Source organism: Pantoea sp. S62, assembly GCF_016658625.1.
Lineage (GTDB): Bacteria > Pseudomonadota > Gammaproteobacteria > Enterobacterales > Enterobacteriaceae > Pantoea > Pantoea vagans.
The window spans coordinates 233,212-249,972 of the sequence record NZ_JACVVI010000006.1 but is presented as its reverse complement, the minus strand read 5'-3'; the positions used below and the strand labels follow the sequence as shown (position 1 = coordinate 249,972).

Genomic DNA, 16,761 nt, shown 5'->3' with positions numbered 1-16,761 from the left:
ATTCAGCTTTTTCGAACAGACAACTAATCCACTTCAAGCGATGGGAGCATACGCCTGTAGCAAAGCATAGCGGGCCATGGACAAAAACGCCGGGAGCGTTTTTGAACAACGCAACGCGTTGGCCCGTTTACGGGCGCACCTCAGGGATGAGGTGCGTAATCGCCCGCGCTGAACCCGCCAGGGATGGCGTCTTTTGCGTCTTTGCGGAGGGCGTATGCTCCCTGAGCATGCCGGCTAATATCAAGGCGATTGTTTTTGCCCTTCAGGCAGCACTTCTACGCCTTTAGGGCCGATGTATATATTCCTGAACCGCCCTTTATTTACTAAACCCAACCCATAAAAAAACCCGGCGGCTGCCGGGTTTCACTGACCTTCATCCAACAGGATTAAACGTCATACAATGTCTGGTGACGCGTCTCTTTACAGGCCAGCAACGCTATCAGCGTCAGCACCGCCATCGACGCCAGATACAGCCCCACTGCCTGCAGACCATAATTGGCATTCAGCCAGGTCGCGATGTACGGCGCAACCGAGGCACCCAGAATCGAGGAGAGATTATAGGAGAACGAGGCACCGGTATAACGCACTTCGGTCGGGAACAGCTCCGGCAGCAGCGCGCCCATCGGGCCAAACGTCAGCCCCATAATGCTCAGACCCAGCAGCAGAAACGCCATCACCAGCGCCTGTGAACCGGAACCCAGCATTGCCGGGAACAGGAACGAAAACGCGATAATCATCAGCGTAATGGTAATCATCGTCTTGCGACGACCAAAACGGTCGGCCAGCAAACCGGCAATCGGCACCATCACACCAAAACCAATCACCGCCAGCATCAGCATCCACAGCATACTGTTACGCGGAATGCCCAGACCCGCTGGTGCTGGCGTGGTGCCATAGCTCATCGAATAGACGGTCATGATATAGAACAGCGTATAGGTCGCCAGCATGATAAAGGTGCCGAGAATGGTGGCAGTCAGATGCTTGCCCAGCAGCGCCGCAATCGGCACGCGAACCTGCTTCTTCTCTTTCTGCACTTTGGCAAACACCGGGCTCTCATGCAGCGACACGCGCACATACAGGCCAATCAGCACTAGTACAGCGGAGAGAATAAACGGCACACGCCAGCCCCACTGCATAAACTGTTCATCGGTCAGCAGCCAGGAGAGCAGCAGGAAAGTCCCGTTCGCGAAGAAAAAGCCAATCGGCGCACCCAGTTGAGGGAAAGAGCCATAAAGCGCACGCTTCTTCGCCGGGGCGTTTTCCGTCGCCAGCAGCGCCGCGCCGCCCCATTCACCGCCCAGCCCCAGCCCCTGACCAAAACGCGCCAGCGCCAGCAGCAGCGGCGCCAGCACACCGATGGTTTCATAGCTCGGCAACAGGCCGATCACCACGGTAGAGATCCCCATGGTCAGCAGCGAGGCAACCAGCGTGGCTTTACGCCCGACGCGATCGCCAAAGTGACCAAACACCGCAGAGCCAATCGGGCGCGCGATAAAGGCGATAGCAAAAGTGGCCAGCGACTGTAGCGTCGCGACCGTGGCATCACCCTGCGGGAAGAAAATGTGCGGGAAAACAATGACCGCAGCAGTGGCATAAATATAGAAGTCAAAGAACTCGATGGCCGTGCCGACCAGCGAGGCAATCACCACTTTACTGCGTGAGTTAACCGGTGTGGGATCCTGCTGTTTGTCGAGTGTATCTGTGAGGGAGGCTTGCATAACTGTTTCTTATTTGTAAATACAGACAAAGAATCTTACGCATCTGCCAGAGCGCATTCAATGATGAAAACCCGCGCCGCGTCTGGCTTCAGAGGACAAAAAGAGGATAATTTCTGTGGTGTGACGAATGCCGGGCGATACCGGGGTAAACCGGACGATATCTGGCGGGATACTCTAAGAAAGGGCTAAATAAAAGTGACCCCTCAGCTATTCATCCTGTTATCTGGTGAAAAAATAGCCGAAGGGTGACATTTTCCGCTGTTGTTAACGGATTACGATGCTTTGCGGCGGGATGCGCTGCCCGCTTCCGGCATCTGAGGGTCGTCTTTATATTTGGCCGTCGCGATCCACGCTGCACAGAACAGCGTCAGACGGGCGAAGAAATAGAAGAACGCCATCAGACCGAGTACAGAACCAAAGGCTGCACCGGAAGGTGAGGTCGCCAGCTTCGGCAGCGTCAGCGTCATCACAAACTTAATCACCTCAAAGCCGATTGCCGCTAGCAGGGTGCCGCGGAACAGTGCTTTCTTGCGCGGCTTATGACGCGGCAGGATCCAGAAAATCCAGAGGAACAACAGATAGTTCGCCAGAACGGAAATCGACGTGGCGATAATGGTCAGGGCAGGCCGTAACCACTCAATGCCATCCAGCCCCAGCGCACTCACAATGGTCGCCTGGGCAGAACCGGCCACCGAGGTCAGCGACAGCGTAATCACCAGCGCCAGCATCAGACCCGTCAGCGACAGGAAGTCGCGAATATAACGCTTCCAGATCTTCTCTTTGTCATCCGGTTTACGTTCCCACACGTCGCGCGACTGGGCGCGGATCGCTTCACGCAGATTACCCATCCAGTTAAGACCGGAGTAGAGCGCCAGCAGTAAACCGGTGATACCCACGGTGGCACGCTGCTGAATGGCGGTATTCACCGTATTCTTCAGCGTGGTTGCCAGCGTCGGGTCACTGATGCTGCTGACGATTTTGTTGATGATATCGGTCAGCAGATCCTGATTCGATGCCAGCACAAAACCCACGGCGGCAAACGACACCATCAGAATGGGGATCAGCGATAAAAATGAAAAATAAGTAATGGCTGCGCCAAACTGACTGCCGAGTCGGTCATTAAAGCGGTCGAGAGCGCGAATAAAATGCGCTACCGCCGGAATAGACTGGAACCAGGTGGCGAAGCGCGACACGCGAACAATCGACTCATCCACGGTGTGATTGCCGGTTTTAATATCGATAAGCGGCTTTTCTGGCTGCATATCCTGCGGGTTTTCCTGCTTGTCTGTCATAGACCTTCACTGTCCTGTTTATCATTAAAATCAAAGTATAGCCGCTCAGGTGACGTACTCCTGTAACACCTGACTCAGCCACTCCATAAATACCCTTACGCGGCGTGCCACATTGCGCCGGTGCGGATAGAGCAGATGGATCGGCATCGGTCTGGCGGGAAAGCGATGCAGCACTTCCACCAGCTCGCCCCTTTCCAGTAATGTCTGAATCCCGGCGGCGGGCACCTGAATAATCCCCAGCCCTGCCAGACAGGCGGCGCGGTAGGTTTCCGTGCTGTTCACCGTCACCACGCCACCGGTATGAACGTAATGGCACTGCCTGCCATCAAAATATTCAAAGCCGGGTGAGGCCTGGCCGAGCTGCTGGCTGTAATGCACCATCGCATGCTGCGACAGCTCTTCCAGCCGGATTGGCATGCCGAACCGCGAAAGGTAGCCAGGGCTGGCGCAGTTGATCAAGGTATGAGTACCAATTTTTCGCGCAATCAGCCCCGAATCCTTCAGCTCACCGACCCGGATGACGCAGTCAAATCCTTCCCGGATCACATCCACCTGTCGGTCGCTGCTGCTCAGCTCAATTTCCACGCCCGGGTAGTGCTGCAAAAATTCCGGCAGCCTTGGCAGGATAAAGCCGGTGGCCATCGCCACTGACATATCGACCCGAAGTTTACCGCTGAGCGAAGCGGGCTCGTGCTGAAACAGGCTGTCCATATCGTCAATCATCGACAACAGATCCAGGCAGCGGTCGTAATAGACCAGGCCATCCTGAGTTAGTTGCACCCGGCGCGTGGTGCGATGCAGCAAACGTGTTGCCATTTGATTCTCCAGCGCCTGAATCTGTCGCGATACGCTGCCTTTAGGTATGCCCAAACTCTCTGCCGCGCGGGTAAAACTGCCCATTTCGGCCACCCGCACAAACACCTGCATTGCGTGAATTTTGTCCATGTTGTTCACCGATTGTTGTTTTTATTGAAACAGTGATGCGCGTTTAACCCTGTTTATAGATCAATAATTCGCGAATATCCTTAACCCATGTTCAATTTTTCAACAGGTGTGTGAGATGAATCAGAAAGTGGCGTTAATTACCGGTGCAAACCGCGGTTTAGGCCGCAATGGGGCCTTAAAACTGGCTGACAGAGGCACAGATATTATTCTGACTTACCGCAGCCATGCCGATGAGGCGCAGTCGGTTGTAAAGGAAATTGAAGCGCTGGGACAGCGCGCCGTGGCGCTGGCGCTGGATGTCGGCGAAACCGGGCAGTTTGATCGCTTTGTCGGCGAGGTGAAAGCGGTACTGCAACAGCAGTGGCAGCGTGAGCGCTTTGACTATTTAGTGAACAACGCCGGTCACGGACACTACAAGCCGTTTACCGACACCACCGAGGCGGAATTTGATGCACTGGTGAATGTGCATTTCAAAGGGCCTTACTTCCTGACCCAGAAGCTGCTGCCGCTGATTAACGACGGGGGTCGCATCCTGAATATCTCCAGCGGTCTGACCCGCCTGGTCTATCCTGGCTCCGCGACCTATGCGTCGATGAAAGGGGCGATGGAAGTCCTGACGCGTTATCAGGCGAAAGAGCTGGGTGAACGCCGCATTCGCGTCAATATTCTGGCACCTGGCGCGATAGAGACAGACTTTGGCGGAGGACGTGTGCGTGATACCCGCGAGATTAACGACCAGATTGCCGGGCTGACGGCGCTGGGTCGGGTCGGACTGCCGGATGATATCGGCGACGCTATCAGCGCGATCCTCAGTGACGAAACCGGCTGGATCACCGCGCAGCGCATTGAAGCGTCCGGCGGGCAGGGAATCTGACCGCTGGCGGCGTCGCGGAAAACACGACGCCGCTGATTTTACAGCGCAATGGTGCCGTCGATAACGGTCACAGTATTGCCGCCAATCCAGATGGTCTCACCGGCAAAGGTCACGTTCACCCGACCCGCACGCTGCAGAGCCGTGCCCTGACGAACGCGATACGGGGTGGTTTGTCCTGCCGCGGCGAAGTAACGCGCCAGACAGGCGTTGGCGCTGCCGGTCACCGAATCTTCGGTCAGGCTGCCATTCTCCACCAGCAGACCGCGTACTTCATACTGTTCAGGCTCATCCGCAGGCAGACGACCAAAAGGCATGATGCCCGAGACACCCGCATGCTGAATCAGATGCTGCAATTCACTGACATCGGGCTGCAGCGCCAGTACCGCTTCGGCGCTGATCATTGGTATGAGCAGCCAGCGAATCCCCATGTCCACTACCGTCGGGCTTTGCGTCAGATCGAACGCATCGCTGTTTAAGGCGTTACTCATCCGCGCATCCTGCCAGGGCATCAGCGTGGCAGCCGGCGCGGCAAATGCCAGGCCCGCGTCACCTATCTTCACCGTCACGTTACCGACGCCGCACTCCTGCACGATTTCACCCGGCGTGCGGGTTGACCAGCCCGCCTCCAGCAGCGCATGGGCGGTGCCCAGCGTCGGATGACCGGCAAACGGCAGTTCCCCTTCAACGGTAAAAATACGCACCCGATAGTCCGCCTCTTCATGCTGAGGCGGCAGGACAAAGGTGGTTTCCGACAGGTTTGTCCAGCGGGCAATCGCCGCCAGCTGGCTGTCGCTTAACCCCTGAGCATCCATGATCACCGCCAGCGGATTGCCGTTAAAGGCTGATGAGGTAAACACATCGACTTGCTTAAACGCGACCTTCATTGTGACTCCTTGCTCTGGGCTCAGTGTGGCCTTTTCTCTGCCGGATGATTGCTTATAACAGCTAACAGCGTTATCAATAAGTTAAAGATTTTACCGGAGACTGTGAATGCTGACGATCCTGGGACGCGCCTCCTCAATCAACGTGCGCAAAGTATTATGGCTGTGTGACGAGCTGGACCTTGATTACCAGCGCGAAGAGTGGGGCGACGGCTTCCGTTCAACGCACCTGCCCGAATTCATGGCACTCAACCCGAATGCGATGGTGCCGGTACTGAAAGATGATGACTTTGTGATGTGGGAATCCAACGCCATTCTGCGCTATCTGGCGAACGCCTATGGCGGTGAATGGCTTTATCCTCTGCATCCGCAGACGCGTGCGCCTGTCGATCAGTGGATGGACTGGCAATCCACTGAACTCAACACTTCATGGCGCTACGCCTTTATGTCGCTGGTGCGAAACTCACCGGCCCATCAGGACCCGCGACTGCTGGCTGCGGCCAGCAAAGGCTGGGCGCACACCATGAGCATTCTCAATCAGCAACTGGAAAAAACCGGCCGCTACGTCGCCGGACGCAATTTTACCCTGGCAGACATTCCGATTGGCCTGGCAGTGAACCGCTGGTTTGAAACCCCGCTCGATCATCCCGACTATCCGGCGGTGCGCACCTATTACGAGCGTCTGACTGAACGTCGCGGCTATACCGTCTGGGGTCGCAACGGTACACCCTGAGCTTCGCCGCACGGCACGCCCGCCAGTTCACAGGCGATTTCGCCCGCGCGCTGAATCGCCCGGGTGTAGCGGGCATCAAACGGATAGCAGCAGGAGAGACGCAGCGCATGGTTGTAGCGCTCACTCAGCGAATAGAGTGCGCCAGGCGTGACACAAATCTGCTCCTGCAGCAGCCGATCAAACATCTCGGTGGTATTCACGCCGCCCGGTAACTCGACCCAGAAAACAAACCCACCGCGCGGCAGCGTCGCGCGGGTTCCCACCGGGAAGTAGCGTGCGATCAGACCGCGCGCCTCATCCAGATTGGCCGCATAGCGACGACGCAGCGTGCGCAAATGATGGTCGTAACCGCCGGACGCAAGAAACTCCGCCAGCGTTTCGGAGAGCAGGGCAGATTCGGCCATCGACGATACTGCTTTCAATCGGGCAATCGCGTCATGAAAACGGCCTGCGGCGGTCCAGCCAAGTCGGAAGTCGGGTGCCACGGTTTTGGTAAAGCTGGTGCAGTAAATCACCCAGCCATCGCGATCAAAGGCTTTCACGGCGGGCGAGAGTGGCCAGTCGAACTGCAACTCGTCATACAGCCCGTCTTCTATCAGCGGAACGTGGTAAGTATTCACTAACTTCGCCAGCCGCTTCTTATTCTCCAGCGACATGCCGCAGCCCAGCGGGTTCTGCACGCTGGGCATCGCAATCAGTGCCTTAATACGCTGCTCCTGCAGCAGCATCTCCAGCGCATCCAGCGACAGGCCATGTTGCGGATCGGTAGGGATTTCCAGCGCCTTCAGGCCCAGCGACGCCAGCAGCGGGAAGAGGAAGAAGTAAGTCGGCGACTCCAGCCCGACACAGTCGCCGGGCTGCGTCACCGCCCGCAGCGCCAGCTGTAATGCCTCCATACAACCGTGGGTCAGGGTGATCTCATCGGCGGTGAGCGTTTGCCCGGCGTGCAGCGCCCGTCGTGCAATCTCCTCCCGTAAGCGCTCACTACCAGGCGGAAGTGCATAGCGCCCGATGATGTTGGGATGACGGCGCAGCAGTGAGGCGGTAATCCGGGCGATGCGCGCCGCCGGAAACAGCTCGCTGTCCTGCGGGCAGGCCAGCGAGATATTGGTGTAGTCGGGATGGTTCTGCGCTGCAAACACCTTATCGATCAGGTCGAGCTTGCCGCTGCTGGGGTCGCGTACCCGGGCTTTGTGCTGACCGTGACGGGTGACGGCGGGCAATACGCCGCGCACGTAGTACCCCGACTGCGGACGCGCCTCAATCAGCCCGCGATCTTCCAGCAGCTGCCAGGCATTCAGCACCGTGTTGACGCTGACCTGGTGTGACTGAGCGACGCGGCGAATCGCCGGCAGGCGTTTACCGGGTTTCAGCGTGCCCTGATGGATGGCCTCAGCGAAGCTGTCTGCGAGCTGCTGATAGAGTGGCTGATCGGATGTGGGAGCAAGGGACACAGAAGCCTCCGGCGTAGATGGGTACAATTGCTGTTAACGGGAACTGTAACCATAACAATAGTAATTTTGTGTCACTGTTACCATCTCTTTCTCCGCCGTAGCATAGAACTCTGTCCACTTTCAGGAGAGCCACTATGCTCGATCCCTCTTTCTTCAGTTACGTCACCGTGATGTCCATTACGCCAGGCCCGAACAATCTGTTGCTGGCGACCTCCGGCGTCAATTTTGGCATGCGGCGCACCCTGCCGATGGTGTTTGGCATTTTAGTGGGCTGCGCGTTACAGACGGTGATTGCCGGGATGGCGCTGGAAATATTGCTGCACTGGATGGCGGCGATTCGCCTGCCGCTGACGCTGGCAGGCTGTACCTATCTGATGTGGTTATCCTGGAAAATTTTTCGCGCCGGTGCACCGGAAGCGCGAACCCGACCACAGCCGATGACGCTGGTGGGCGGTGCCTGCTTCCAGGCGATCAACCCCAAAGCCTGGCTGATGGCCACTAACGTCGCGCTGCTCTACACCGGCAGCAGCGGCGTGCTGACGGTGATGATCGGCTTTATGCTGCTCAATCTGCCCTGCATCCTGATCTGGGCTGCGCTGGGCGATCGCCTGCGCAGCCATCTGCAGATTGCCTGGAAGCGTCAGCTGTTTAACAGCCTGATGGCGCTGTCATTGGTGGCGACCACCGTCTGGATGCTGACCGACGCGCTGCTGGCCGCTTAATCGGGCGCACCGGGTGCGGTGGCCGACGGCCATTTCCAGTTCTGCACCTCCGGCAAATCTTCGCCATGTTCACGGACATAGCGGTGATGTTCCGCCAGACGCTGCTGTAAATCCTCCAGCAGCTCGGGATGGGCGTCGGCCAGACCCGGCACCCGCAGAATCACCTCCTGCGCCAGATGATAACGGTCAAGCTCGTTCAGCACCGTCATATCAAATGGCGTGGTGGTGGTTCCCTCTTCATTGAAGCCGCGCACATGGAAGTTGCGATGATTGGTACGCGCATAGGTCAGCCGATGTATCAGCGCCGGATAGCCGTGGAAGGCAAAAATCACCGGCTTATCCTGGGTAAACAGGGCGTCGAATTCCGCATCAGATTTGCCATGCGGATGCTTATCCTGTGGCTGCAGCGCCAGTAAATCGACCACGTTCACCACCCGGATGCGCAGTTCGGGCAGCATCTCGCGCAGCAGATCCACCGCCGCCATTGTCTCCATGGTCGGCACATCACCGGCACAGGCCATCACCACATCCGGCTGTTCATTCTCCGGCGTCGTGCCTGCCCAGCGCCACTCGCCCATTCCCGCTTCGCAATGCGTCACGGCACTGGCCATATCCAGCCACTGCGGCGCTGGCTGTTTGCCCGCGACAATCACATTGATCCGATTCCAGGTGCGCAGGCAGTGATCGCCAACCCACAGTAGCGTATTGGCATCGGGCGGCAGATAGATGCGCACGATATCCGCTTTCTTGTTGGCAACGTGATCCATAAAACCCGGATCCTGATGGCTATAGCCGTTGTGATCCTGTCGCCAGACGTGGGAAGAGAGCAGGTAGTTCAGCGATGAAATCGGCTTACGCCAGCCCAGCTTACGCGACACTTTCAGCCACTTGGCATGCTGGTTAAACATCGAATCGACAATGTGGATAAAGGCTTCATAGCAGTTGAACAGCCCGTTACGGCCGGTCAGCAGATAACCTTCCAGCCAGCCCTGACACTGATGCTCACTGAGGATTTCCATCACCCGGCCATCCCGCGCCAGCTGCTCATCATAAGGCTCGGTTCGTTCCAGCCAGGTGCGGCTGGTCACGTCGAACACTGGCGTCAGGCGGTTAGAGGCGGTTTCATCCGGGCCAAACAGGCGGAAGTTATCGCGGTTGCGCTGGAACAGCACGCTGAGATAGCGGCCCAGATGCTCCGTGGCCTGCGCCATCTCTGTGCCTGGCTCGCTGACATCGCAGGCAAACTCCGCCAGCGCAGGCGTATCCAGCTCGCGGCGCAGCAGGCCGCCATTGGCATAGGGTGATGCGCCCATGCGTTTATCGCCTTCCGGTGCCAGCGCCTGCAGTTCCGGTTTTAAGCGACCCTGTTCATCAAACAGGTCATCGGGCTGGTAGCTGCGCATCCACGTCTCAAGGATTTGACGATGACCGTCATCTTCACGACAGGCCGCAACCGGCACCTGATGCGCCCGCCAGAAGTCCTCCACTTTCTTACCGTCGACCGTTTTGGGGCCGGTCCAGCCTTTGGGACTGCGCAGAATAATCATCGGCCAGCGCGGCACATCGTCACTGGCGTTGCCGCTGCGGGCTTCACGCTGATACGCGGCGATTTTACTGAAGGCGTTATCCAGCGCCTCCGCCATCAGCGGATGCATTTTTTCCGGGTCATGCCCGCTGACAAACAGCGGTTCATAACCGTAGCCGCTGAATAGCTGGTGGAGATCGTCGTCGCTGCTGCGACCCAGCAATGTCGGGTTGGCAATCTTATAACCGTTGAGATGCAGAATCGGCAGCACCGCGCCGTCACGTTCAGGATTGAGGAATTTGATGCCGTGCCAGCTGGAGGCCAGCGGGCCGGTCTCGGCTTCACCGTCGCCAATCACGCACGGCACCACCAGATCGGGATTATCGAAAGCGGCACCAAAGGCATGGGAGAGCGAATAGCCCAGCTCACCGCCTTCATTAATCGAGCCGGGGGTTTCCGGTGCTGCGTGGCTGGGAATGCCGCCCGGAAACGAGAACTGCTTAAACAGGCGCTGCATGCCCGCTGCATCCGGGGAGATGTGCGGATAAATTTCGCTGTAGCTGCCCTCCAGCCAGGTATTTGCCACCATGCCGGGGCCGCCGTGTCCGGGCCCGCAGATGTAGATCATATTCAGGTTCTGTTTGCGGATAACACGGTTGAGATGGGCATAGATAAAATTCAGCCCTGGCGTGGTGCCCCAGTGGCCCAGCAGACGCGGTTTGATGTGATCCGGTTTGAGCGGTTCGCGTAACAGTGGGTTATCCATCAGGTAAATCTGTCCGACGGAGAGGTAATTTGCTGCCCGCCAGTAGCGGTCGATCAGCGTGAATTCCGGTAACGCAGGGGAGTAAGACATGCCGGTTCCTCTTGAGCGTTCAGCTAAAAGATGCCTTAACCCTAATAGAGAATATCCGGTACGACCAGGCAACCGGCCAATAAAAAAGGCCCCGCAGTGCGGAGCCTCTTTATCAATGGCGCTGAATTACTTGCCGACGACGAATGCGGTTTCCCGTCCTTCATCGTTGGCCGCCATCGGGGTGACCGGCGAGTAATCGAGATGCAGAATGCGGCTGGTTTCAGCTAACACTTTCTCTGTCAGCGCCACGTCACCGTTCAGTTTGCGACCCCAGGAAGGGATTACCGCACGGATTTTGTTCTGCCATTCCGGCGAAGCCATCTGCTCAGGACAGACCTTGTGCAGCAGCTCCAGCATGATCGGTGCCGCGGTAGAGGCACCTGGCGACGCACCCAGCAGCGCTGAAATCGTACCATCCTGTGAGGCAACCACTTCGGTGCCCAGACGCAATACCGCGCCTTCTTTCTCATCTTTCTTGATGATCTGCACACGCTGACCGGCAGTGACTAAACGCCAGTCCTCCTGCTTCGCCTGCGGTACATAGGCGCGCAGGGCGTCCATCCGGTCGCGATCGCTTTGCAGCACCTGATCCATCAGGTATTTCACCAGGTCAAAACTTTTCAGCCCCACTTTCACCATCGGCAGCATATTGCTGCTGTTCAGCGAGGTGAACATATCCATCAGCGAACCCTGCTTCAGGAACTTGGTTGAGAAGGTGGCGAACGGGCCAAACAGCAATACCTGCTTGCCATCCAGCACGCGGGTGTCGACGTGCGGCACAGACATCGGTGGTGCACCGACGCTGGCTTTGCCGTAGACCTTCGCCATGTGCTGCGCGACGACCTGCGGATTTTCTGTGACCAGGAACGAACCGCCCACCGGGAAGCCGGCGTAGCCGTTGGCTTCCGGGATACCGGCTTTCTGCAACAGCGGTAACGCCGCGCCGCCCGCACCGATAAAGATTTTACCTGCCGTCAGTGTACGACGCGTGCCGCTGTTCAGACACTGCAGGGTGACCTGCCAGCGACCATCGGCGAGCTGCTTCAGCTCACGCACTTCCTGGCGCAGACGCAGCTGGAAATTCGCTTTCTTCTCTAATGCGGCGATTAGCTGACGGGTGATTTCACCGAAGTTCACATCGGTGCCCATCTCTGTCCAGGTCGCGGCCACTTTCTGGCTGCGGTCGCGGCCATTCATTACCAGCGGGATCCAGCGGGCAATCTGCTTCGGATCTTCGGAGTAGGCCATGCCACGGAACAGGGTGCTTTTCTGCAACGCACTGAAACGCTTGCGCAGGAACTCGACATTGTCGTCGCCCCAGACGAAGCTCATGTGTGGCGTGCTGTGAATAAAGCTTTCAGGGTTGCGCAGGTTGCCTTTCTGGACCTGATAAGCCCAGAACTGGCGGGAAATCTGGAACGATTCGTTGATCGTTACCGCTTTGGAGATGTCGATGCTGCCATCCGCCTGCTGAGGCGTATAGTTCAGCTCCGCCAGCGCCGCATGACCGGTGCCCGCGTTATTCCAGCCGTTGGACGACTCTTCGGCCACGCTGTCGAGCCGCTCCACCATTTCGATGGACCAGTCCGGCTCTAAGTCCTGCAGCCATGCACCGAGGGTAGCGCTCATCACACCTGCGCCAATCAGCAGCACGTCAACGTCTTTGCGCTCCTGCGCGGTAGTAGTGGTGTCCTTTGCCATGGCACTCATCGCGAGCGCAAGGTTTATAGCTGAATTGCACATGAGGCGACATCTCCTCTTCTGTTGACCTGAAGCCCAACAGTTTCGCAGGCGAAATAGTCACGCTTCTTTCGAGCGCGTTGCGCTATTTCTCAAAGGTTAAGTCTCAGGTATAGGGTTAAAGCGGTGATAACGCGTTAACTGCACGTTATGCTTTGTCATCCGAATATAACATTCTCGCATCTGAATTAAACATTTGTTTATTTTTTAAATGCAGAAATGATTCAGCATAAGAATTAATCATCACGGGCAGTGGCGCATTAGCGGTTTTTTAGAGTGAAGTCAGTAGGTTAACTGAAAAGAGTTGTTGCGTAAAAGCCCTATGCTGGTGCAACGCAGAAATGGGTGCAAACGGTGCGGAATTATTTAATTCGCTGAAATTTAGCGATTTATTATGCAATAAGGAATAACAGGAATCAGGTGAAGAGAGCCTGAATAGCTGCTTGTGTAAAAATAATGTTACATTTTTGTGAGTCTGAAAATGCGTGCACGCCGGTGCACGCATCGGATTCACTTATGACTGATTCGCACTGGCAGGCAGCTTTTTCAGACTTATCGCCATGCGGTTATAGGTGTTCATCAGGCCAATGGCGATGTTCAGATCGACAATCTCTTTCTCGCTAAACTGCGCTTTTAATGTGTCATAGCAGGCATCCGGCGCGCCCTGCTGAGCAATCAGCGTCAGGCATTCAGCCCAGTGCAGGGCCGCCTTCTCTTTATCGCTGAACAGCGTGCCGGATTCTTGCCAGACCTGGGTCAGTACGATCTTATCCCAGCCCATACCCGATTTATTCAGCGCTTTAGTATGTAAATCAATGCAGTAAGCGCAGCCGTTAATCTGCGATATGCGCAGGAACAACAGTTCCAGTAAAGTGAGCGGCAGATCGGTTTGCGCCAGATAACTGTACACGCCGCCCAGCGCTTTCATGCCTGCTGGTGCCGCACTGTGAAAATCGATACGTTCGCTCATCTTATTGCCTCCTGGGGTTGATGGGGCGATTCTCGGCCTTTCAATGGAGCAGATAAAGTGCCAAAAAATGAGAGTCTGACTGGTCCATCGCCGCTTTCGACGCTGACGCTCCAGCGCGGCACGTCACGTGGCCTCAGCGAACAGCTACGCCAGCTGATTGAGCAGGCGATTGGGGAAGGGCGCTTGCCGCCCGGTGCGCGTCTGCCTTCCTGCCGCGATCTGGCGGCACAGCTCGGCGTGGCGCGCGGCACCGTTCGCGCCAGCTATGACATGCTGGTCGATAGTCAGTTTCTGCAGGCCAGAGGCGCGGCGGGCACCTTCGTCAGCGCACTACCGCCGTTAAAACCGGCCATCGCCAGTGCTGAACGCCAACTGCTGGCGGGCACAGAAGCGGCTGAAGCGCCTCCGCTGACCTTTCAGATGGGCATTCCGGCCAGTGATGCGTTCCCGGTTAAAGTCTGGCTGCGCATTCTGCAGCGTCAGGCGCGCATGCAGGTCAGCAGACCGGCCTGTTATCCCGATCCACGCGGCGGCTTAACGCTGCGCCAGGCGCTGGTGGCCTATCTGGCGGTGGCACGCGGCCTGCGCTGTCAGGCGGACCAGATCATTATTACCAGCGGCTATGCGGGTGCGATGGGCCTGATTGGCCTGGCGATGGATTTTCAGGGCAAAACGGCCTGGCTGGAAGATCCCGGATTCTGGGTGGCGCGTCGCGCGGTTGACGCGCTGCGCGTTACGCCCGTTGCCGTGCCTGTGGATGCTGAAGGGTTACAGGTGGAGGCGGGGAGGGCCCGCGCGCCGGATGCCGCTTTCGCGCTGGTCACGCCGGGACAGCAGGCGCCGCTTGGCATGACGATGAGCCTCGCGCGCCGCCATGAATTGCTGAGCTGGGCCAGCAGCGAACAGCGCTGGATTATCGAAGATGACTATCTCGGCGAGCTTCAGCCCGGCAATCGCGCGGCACCGGCACTGGCTGCGCTCGACAGCGAAGGGCGGGTATTGCACATCGGCACCTTCAGCAAGACGCTGACGCCGCAACTGCGTCTCGGTTTTATCGTGGTTCCGCCGGCGCTGACGACCCGGTTCGGCGAAGTGTGTGCATTGCTTGCGCCAGCCTCTTCGGGATTGCTGCACAATGCGGTAGCGGAGTTTCTGCGTGAAGGTCACTTTATGCGGCATCTGCGGCGCATGAAGCGCGTCTATCAGGAGCGGCTGGAGCAGATGATCGCGGCGCTCCATCCTTACTTTCCCGACCTGCAACGCGCCGGGCTGGCGGTGATTGTCCGCTTACCGGCCGGTACGCCGGATGAGGTGATTGCGCAGCAGGCACCAGAGTGGGGCATGGCACCGTCGCCGCTGTCGATCTGGTATCAGCAGGCCGATCAACGCGGTGCGGGCCTGATACTGGGTGCGGCACATCTGCCGCGTGAGGGTTATGCGCGTAGCGCCGAACGGCTAAAAGCGCTGGTCGATGCGCAGGCGGTCAGCTCCTGAACCAGCGACGCCAGACAAAGCGGATCACAAAAAACTCCAGTGCGCCGAGCACTAAAAACCAGACGCAAAACACCACGGTGTAGAGCTGATTCAGATCCTGCAAATGGAACATCTGCAACAGATGCTGCGCCACCGTCACGCTAAAAGCGGGCGCGGGCAGCAGCAGCGCCGAGAGAAAGCCCAGCAGCAAAATGCCACCCGGCACGATCAACGTCTCAAAAGGGTTATTCATAACCGGTTTCCCATATTTATCAGTCCGGCATTTTCCGGTAATCGGCGACAGGGTTCAATGGTGGCGTGCGGCAAAGCGCCATCCCGCAGCCTGCACCGGTCAGGTCAGCCCAGAGAAAATGCTTTGCCACCATCGACTTAGCGCCATTCATAGCGAATGATAAGAGTTATAGCCTTTGCTATACTTAAATCCCTGATTTTACTGTCTTTTTATCTTTGGATTTGCGTGGTAGACTGCGCCCACTTTTTCATAACTGAACACTTTGTGTGGTGAATTCAGCGTGAATTGCCGCTTTTTCGCCCCAGGTGAATAAATCATGACCTTTATTGCCACTTTAATTCTTGCACTAGGTATGTCGATGGACGCGTTTGCTGCTGCGCTGGGCAAAGGTGCCACGCTGCATCGTCCTGGTTTTAAAGAAGCGCTGCGTACCGGTCTGATCTTTGGCTCTATTGAAGCGCTGACTCCACTGATTGGCTGGGCGCTTGGCCTGGCCGCCAGCCGTTACATTATGGCGTGGGATCACTGGGTTGCCTTCAGCCTGCTGGCGTTTCTCGGTGGCCGTATGATGATGGAAGGTTTCCGTCAGACTGCCGTTGCAGAACCCTGCGAAGCGCCGCAAAGTCATGGCTTTATGGTGCTGGCAACCACCGCAGTCGCGACCAGCCTGGATGCGCTGGCGGTCGGTGTCGGTCTGGCTTTCCTGCAGGTGAATATCATCACCACCGCGCTGACCATTGGTGCTGCTACCACGGTAATGGCGACGACAGGCGTACTGGTCGGGCGCTTTATCGGTCCGGTACTCGGCAAATGGGCGGAAGTGCTGGGTGGCTTGGTCTTAATCGCTGTAGGCTCCACCATTCTGTTGCAACATCTTGGCTATATGGGCTAGGGCTTTTGCCTGAAAAAGCCCCATTTTTGTGAGCTGGTTCAAATTTATTTGCTGTTAAAACGCACAGAGGCTATACTTTTTCAGTATATCTTCAACTAAATTTGAAACAGGTATTCTATGAAACGCATCATTAAACACGTGTTCCGCGCTTACGTTGAGACGTTCAAACACGTACCGCCGGGTGCCATGTACTAAGCACCCCGCAAGAAACCCTCGATAATCGCGGTCAGGGATCGACCTGTGATTATCACCTTCTCTGTTTTTTGCTGCTCTTGCTTCTCGCTGATTTAAAACCGCGTTTTGGTACTTCTGGTGAATCTTTTCTGCTCCTCCTCTCCCCATTCAGCCATCTAAGCATTTAAATGGTTAAAATAAATAAGCATATACGTTGCTAAATTATTATCGCTATGTCTTAATGCGTCATCGGTTTGGA

Annotated in this window: 15 protein-coding genes; 6 read left to right on the top strand and 9 right to left on the bottom strand. The window is 56.9% G+C overall.

From position 1 onward, the window contains the following. Nucleotides 1-386: 386 nt before the first annotated feature. The 3 genes from IBT54_RS11900 to IBT54_RS11890 form a co-directional block, all read right to left on the bottom strand. Nucleotides 387-1,718: an MFS transporter gene (locus IBT54_RS11900; protein WP_033784267.1), complete on the bottom strand. Its 1,332-nt coding sequence runs from the start codon at nt 1,716-1,718 to the stop codon at nt 387-389. Between the two features lie 272 nt (nt 1,719-1,990). Then, nucleotides 1,991-3,010: an inner membrane protein YhjD gene (yhjD, locus tag IBT54_RS11895; RefSeq protein ID WP_033784266.1), complete on the bottom strand. Its 1,020-nt coding sequence runs from the start codon at nt 3,008-3,010 to the stop codon at nt 1,991-1,993. Between the two features lie 45 nt (nt 3,011-3,055). After that, nucleotides 3,056-3,955 (bottom strand): LysR family transcriptional regulator, encoded by a 900-nt coding sequence (locus IBT54_RS11890; RefSeq protein ID WP_013359435.1) that lies wholly within the window; start codon nt 3,953-3,955, stop codon nt 3,056-3,058. A 115-nt stretch (nt 3,956-4,070) separates the two neighbouring features. Here IBT54_RS11890 and IBT54_RS11885 point away from each other — a divergent pair, with 115 nt between their 5' ends. After that, nucleotides 4,071-4,829 (top strand): SDR family NAD(P)-dependent oxidoreductase, encoded by a 759-nt coding sequence (locus IBT54_RS11885; RefSeq protein ID WP_095706525.1) that lies wholly within the window; start codon nt 4,071-4,073, stop codon nt 4,827-4,829. 38 nt (nt 4,830-4,867) lie between these two features. Here IBT54_RS11885 and IBT54_RS11880 read toward each other — a convergent pair whose 3' ends face one another. Continuing rightward, nucleotides 4,868-5,713, bottom strand: a complete 846-nt coding sequence (locus tag IBT54_RS11880; RefSeq protein WP_201252205.1) for a PhzF family phenazine biosynthesis protein — start codon at nt 5,711-5,713, stop codon at nt 4,868-4,870. A 106-nt stretch (nt 5,714-5,819) separates the two neighbouring features. On the opposite strand from IBT54_RS11880, the gene IBT54_RS11875 reads away from it, so the two are divergent. Beyond that, nucleotides 5,820-6,443, top strand: coding sequence for a glutathione S-transferase family protein (locus tag IBT54_RS11875; protein ID WP_033734411.1), 624 nt, complete (start codon nt 5,820-5,822; stop codon nt 6,441-6,443). Here the strand turns inward: IBT54_RS11875 and IBT54_RS11870 are convergent. Then, nucleotides 6,410-7,897, bottom strand: coding sequence for a PLP-dependent aminotransferase family protein (locus tag IBT54_RS11870; RefSeq protein WP_013359431.1), 1,488 nt, complete (start codon nt 7,895-7,897; stop codon nt 6,410-6,412). The genes IBT54_RS11875 and IBT54_RS11870 overlap by 34 nt on opposite strands. Nucleotides 7,898-8,031: 134 nt before the next feature. On the opposite strand from IBT54_RS11870, the gene IBT54_RS11865 reads away from it, so the two are divergent. Beyond that, nucleotides 8,032-8,619 (top strand): LysE family translocator, encoded by a 588-nt coding sequence (locus tag IBT54_RS11865; protein ID WP_033784262.1) that lies wholly within the window; start codon nt 8,032-8,034, stop codon nt 8,617-8,619. Here the strand turns inward: IBT54_RS11865 and IBT54_RS11860 are convergent. From IBT54_RS11860 to IBT54_RS11850, 3 genes are all read right to left on the bottom strand, one after another. After that, a complete protein-coding gene (locus tag IBT54_RS11860; protein WP_201252204.1) occupies nt 8,616-11,000 on the bottom strand; it encodes a phosphoketolase in 2,385 nt (794 codons plus the stop codon). The two genes, IBT54_RS11865 and IBT54_RS11860, sit on opposite strands and share 4 nt — an antisense overlap. Before the next feature lie 126 nt (nt 11,001-11,126). Further along, entirely contained in the window at nt 11,127-12,743 is a 1,617-nt protein-coding gene (gene mqo / locus IBT54_RS11855) for a malate dehydrogenase (quinone) (protein WP_033784258.1), read from the bottom strand. Between the two features lie 511 nt (nt 12,744-13,254). Further along, complete coding sequence (locus IBT54_RS11850) at nt 13,255-13,710, bottom strand: carboxymuconolactone decarboxylase family protein (protein ID WP_110331044.1); 456 nt, start codon at nt 13,708-13,710, stop codon at nt 13,255-13,257. A 57-nt stretch (nt 13,711-13,767) separates the two neighbouring features. On the opposite strand from IBT54_RS11850, the gene IBT54_RS11845 reads away from it, so the two are divergent. After that, on the top strand, nt 13,768-15,204 hold the full coding sequence (locus IBT54_RS11845) for a PLP-dependent aminotransferase family protein (protein ID WP_201252203.1): 1,437 nt from the start codon (nt 13,768-13,770) through the stop codon (nt 15,202-15,204). Here the strand turns inward: IBT54_RS11845 and IBT54_RS11840 are convergent. Then, on the bottom strand, nt 15,194-15,436 hold the full coding sequence (locus tag IBT54_RS11840) for a DUF1158 domain-containing protein (protein WP_013359425.1): 243 nt from the start codon (nt 15,434-15,436) through the stop codon (nt 15,194-15,196). The genes IBT54_RS11845 and IBT54_RS11840 overlap by 11 nt on opposite strands. Nucleotides 15,437-15,752: 316 nt before the next feature. Between IBT54_RS11840 and mntP the strand changes: the two genes are divergently transcribed. Continuing rightward, complete coding sequence (mntP, locus tag IBT54_RS11835) at nt 15,753-16,328, top strand: manganese efflux pump MntP (RefSeq protein ID WP_107319140.1); 576 nt, start codon at nt 15,753-15,755, stop codon at nt 16,326-16,328. A gap of 117 nt (nt 16,329-16,445) precedes the next feature. Then, on the top strand, nt 16,446-16,523 hold the full coding sequence (gene azuC, locus IBT54_RS25460) for a stress response protein AzuC (protein WP_123809971.1): 78 nt from the start codon (nt 16,446-16,448) through the stop codon (nt 16,521-16,523). Nucleotides 16,524-16,761: the final 238 nt, after the last annotated feature.

Excerpts from the sequence above, each read along its gene's own strand:
- IBT54_RS11890 (WP_013359435.1), bottom strand. The coding sequence starts at position 3,955 with ATGGACAAAATTCACGCAATGCAGGTGTTTGTGCGGGTGGCCGAAATG.
- IBT54_RS11885 (WP_095706525.1), top strand. The coding sequence starts at position 4,071 with ATGAATCAGAAAGTGGCGTTAATTACCGGTGCAAACCGCGGTTTAGGC.
- mntP (WP_107319140.1), top strand. The coding sequence starts at position 15,753 with ATGACCTTTATTGCCACTTTAATTCTTGCACTAGGTATGTCGATGGAC.
- IBT54_RS11865 (WP_033784262.1), top strand. The coding sequence starts at position 8,032 with ATGCTCGATCCCTCTTTCTTCAGTTACGTCACCGTGATGTCCATTACG.
- IBT54_RS11875 (WP_033734411.1), top strand. The coding sequence starts at position 5,820 with ATGCTGACGATCCTGGGACGCGCCTCCTCAATCAACGTGCGCAAAGTA.
- IBT54_RS11850 (WP_110331044.1), bottom strand. The coding sequence starts at position 13,710 with ATGAGCGAACGTATCGATTTTCACAGTGCGGCACCAGCAGGCATGAAA.
- mqo (WP_033784258.1), bottom strand. The coding sequence starts at position 12,743 with ATGTGCAATTCAGCTATAAACCTTGCGCTCGCGATGAGTGCCATGGCA.
- IBT54_RS11840 (WP_013359425.1), bottom strand. The coding sequence starts at position 15,436 with ATGAATAACCCTTTTGAGACGTTGATCGTGCCGGGTGGCATTTTGCTG.
- IBT54_RS11900 (WP_033784267.1), bottom strand. The coding sequence starts at position 1,718 with ATGCAAGCCTCCCTCACAGATACACTCGACAAACAGCAGGATCCCACA.
- IBT54_RS11880 (WP_201252205.1), bottom strand. The coding sequence starts at position 5,713 with ATGAAGGTCGCGTTTAAGCAAGTCGATGTGTTTACCTCATCAGCCTTT.
- yhjD (WP_033784266.1), bottom strand. The coding sequence starts at position 3,010 with ATGACAGACAAGCAGGAAAACCCGCAGGATATGCAGCCAGAAAAGCCG.
- azuC (WP_123809971.1), top strand. The coding sequence starts at position 16,446 with ATGAAACGCATCATTAAACACGTGTTCCGCGCTTACGTTGAGACGTTC.
- IBT54_RS11860 (WP_201252204.1), bottom strand. The coding sequence starts at position 11,000 with ATGTCTTACTCCCCTGCGTTACCGGAATTCACGCTGATCGACCGCTAC.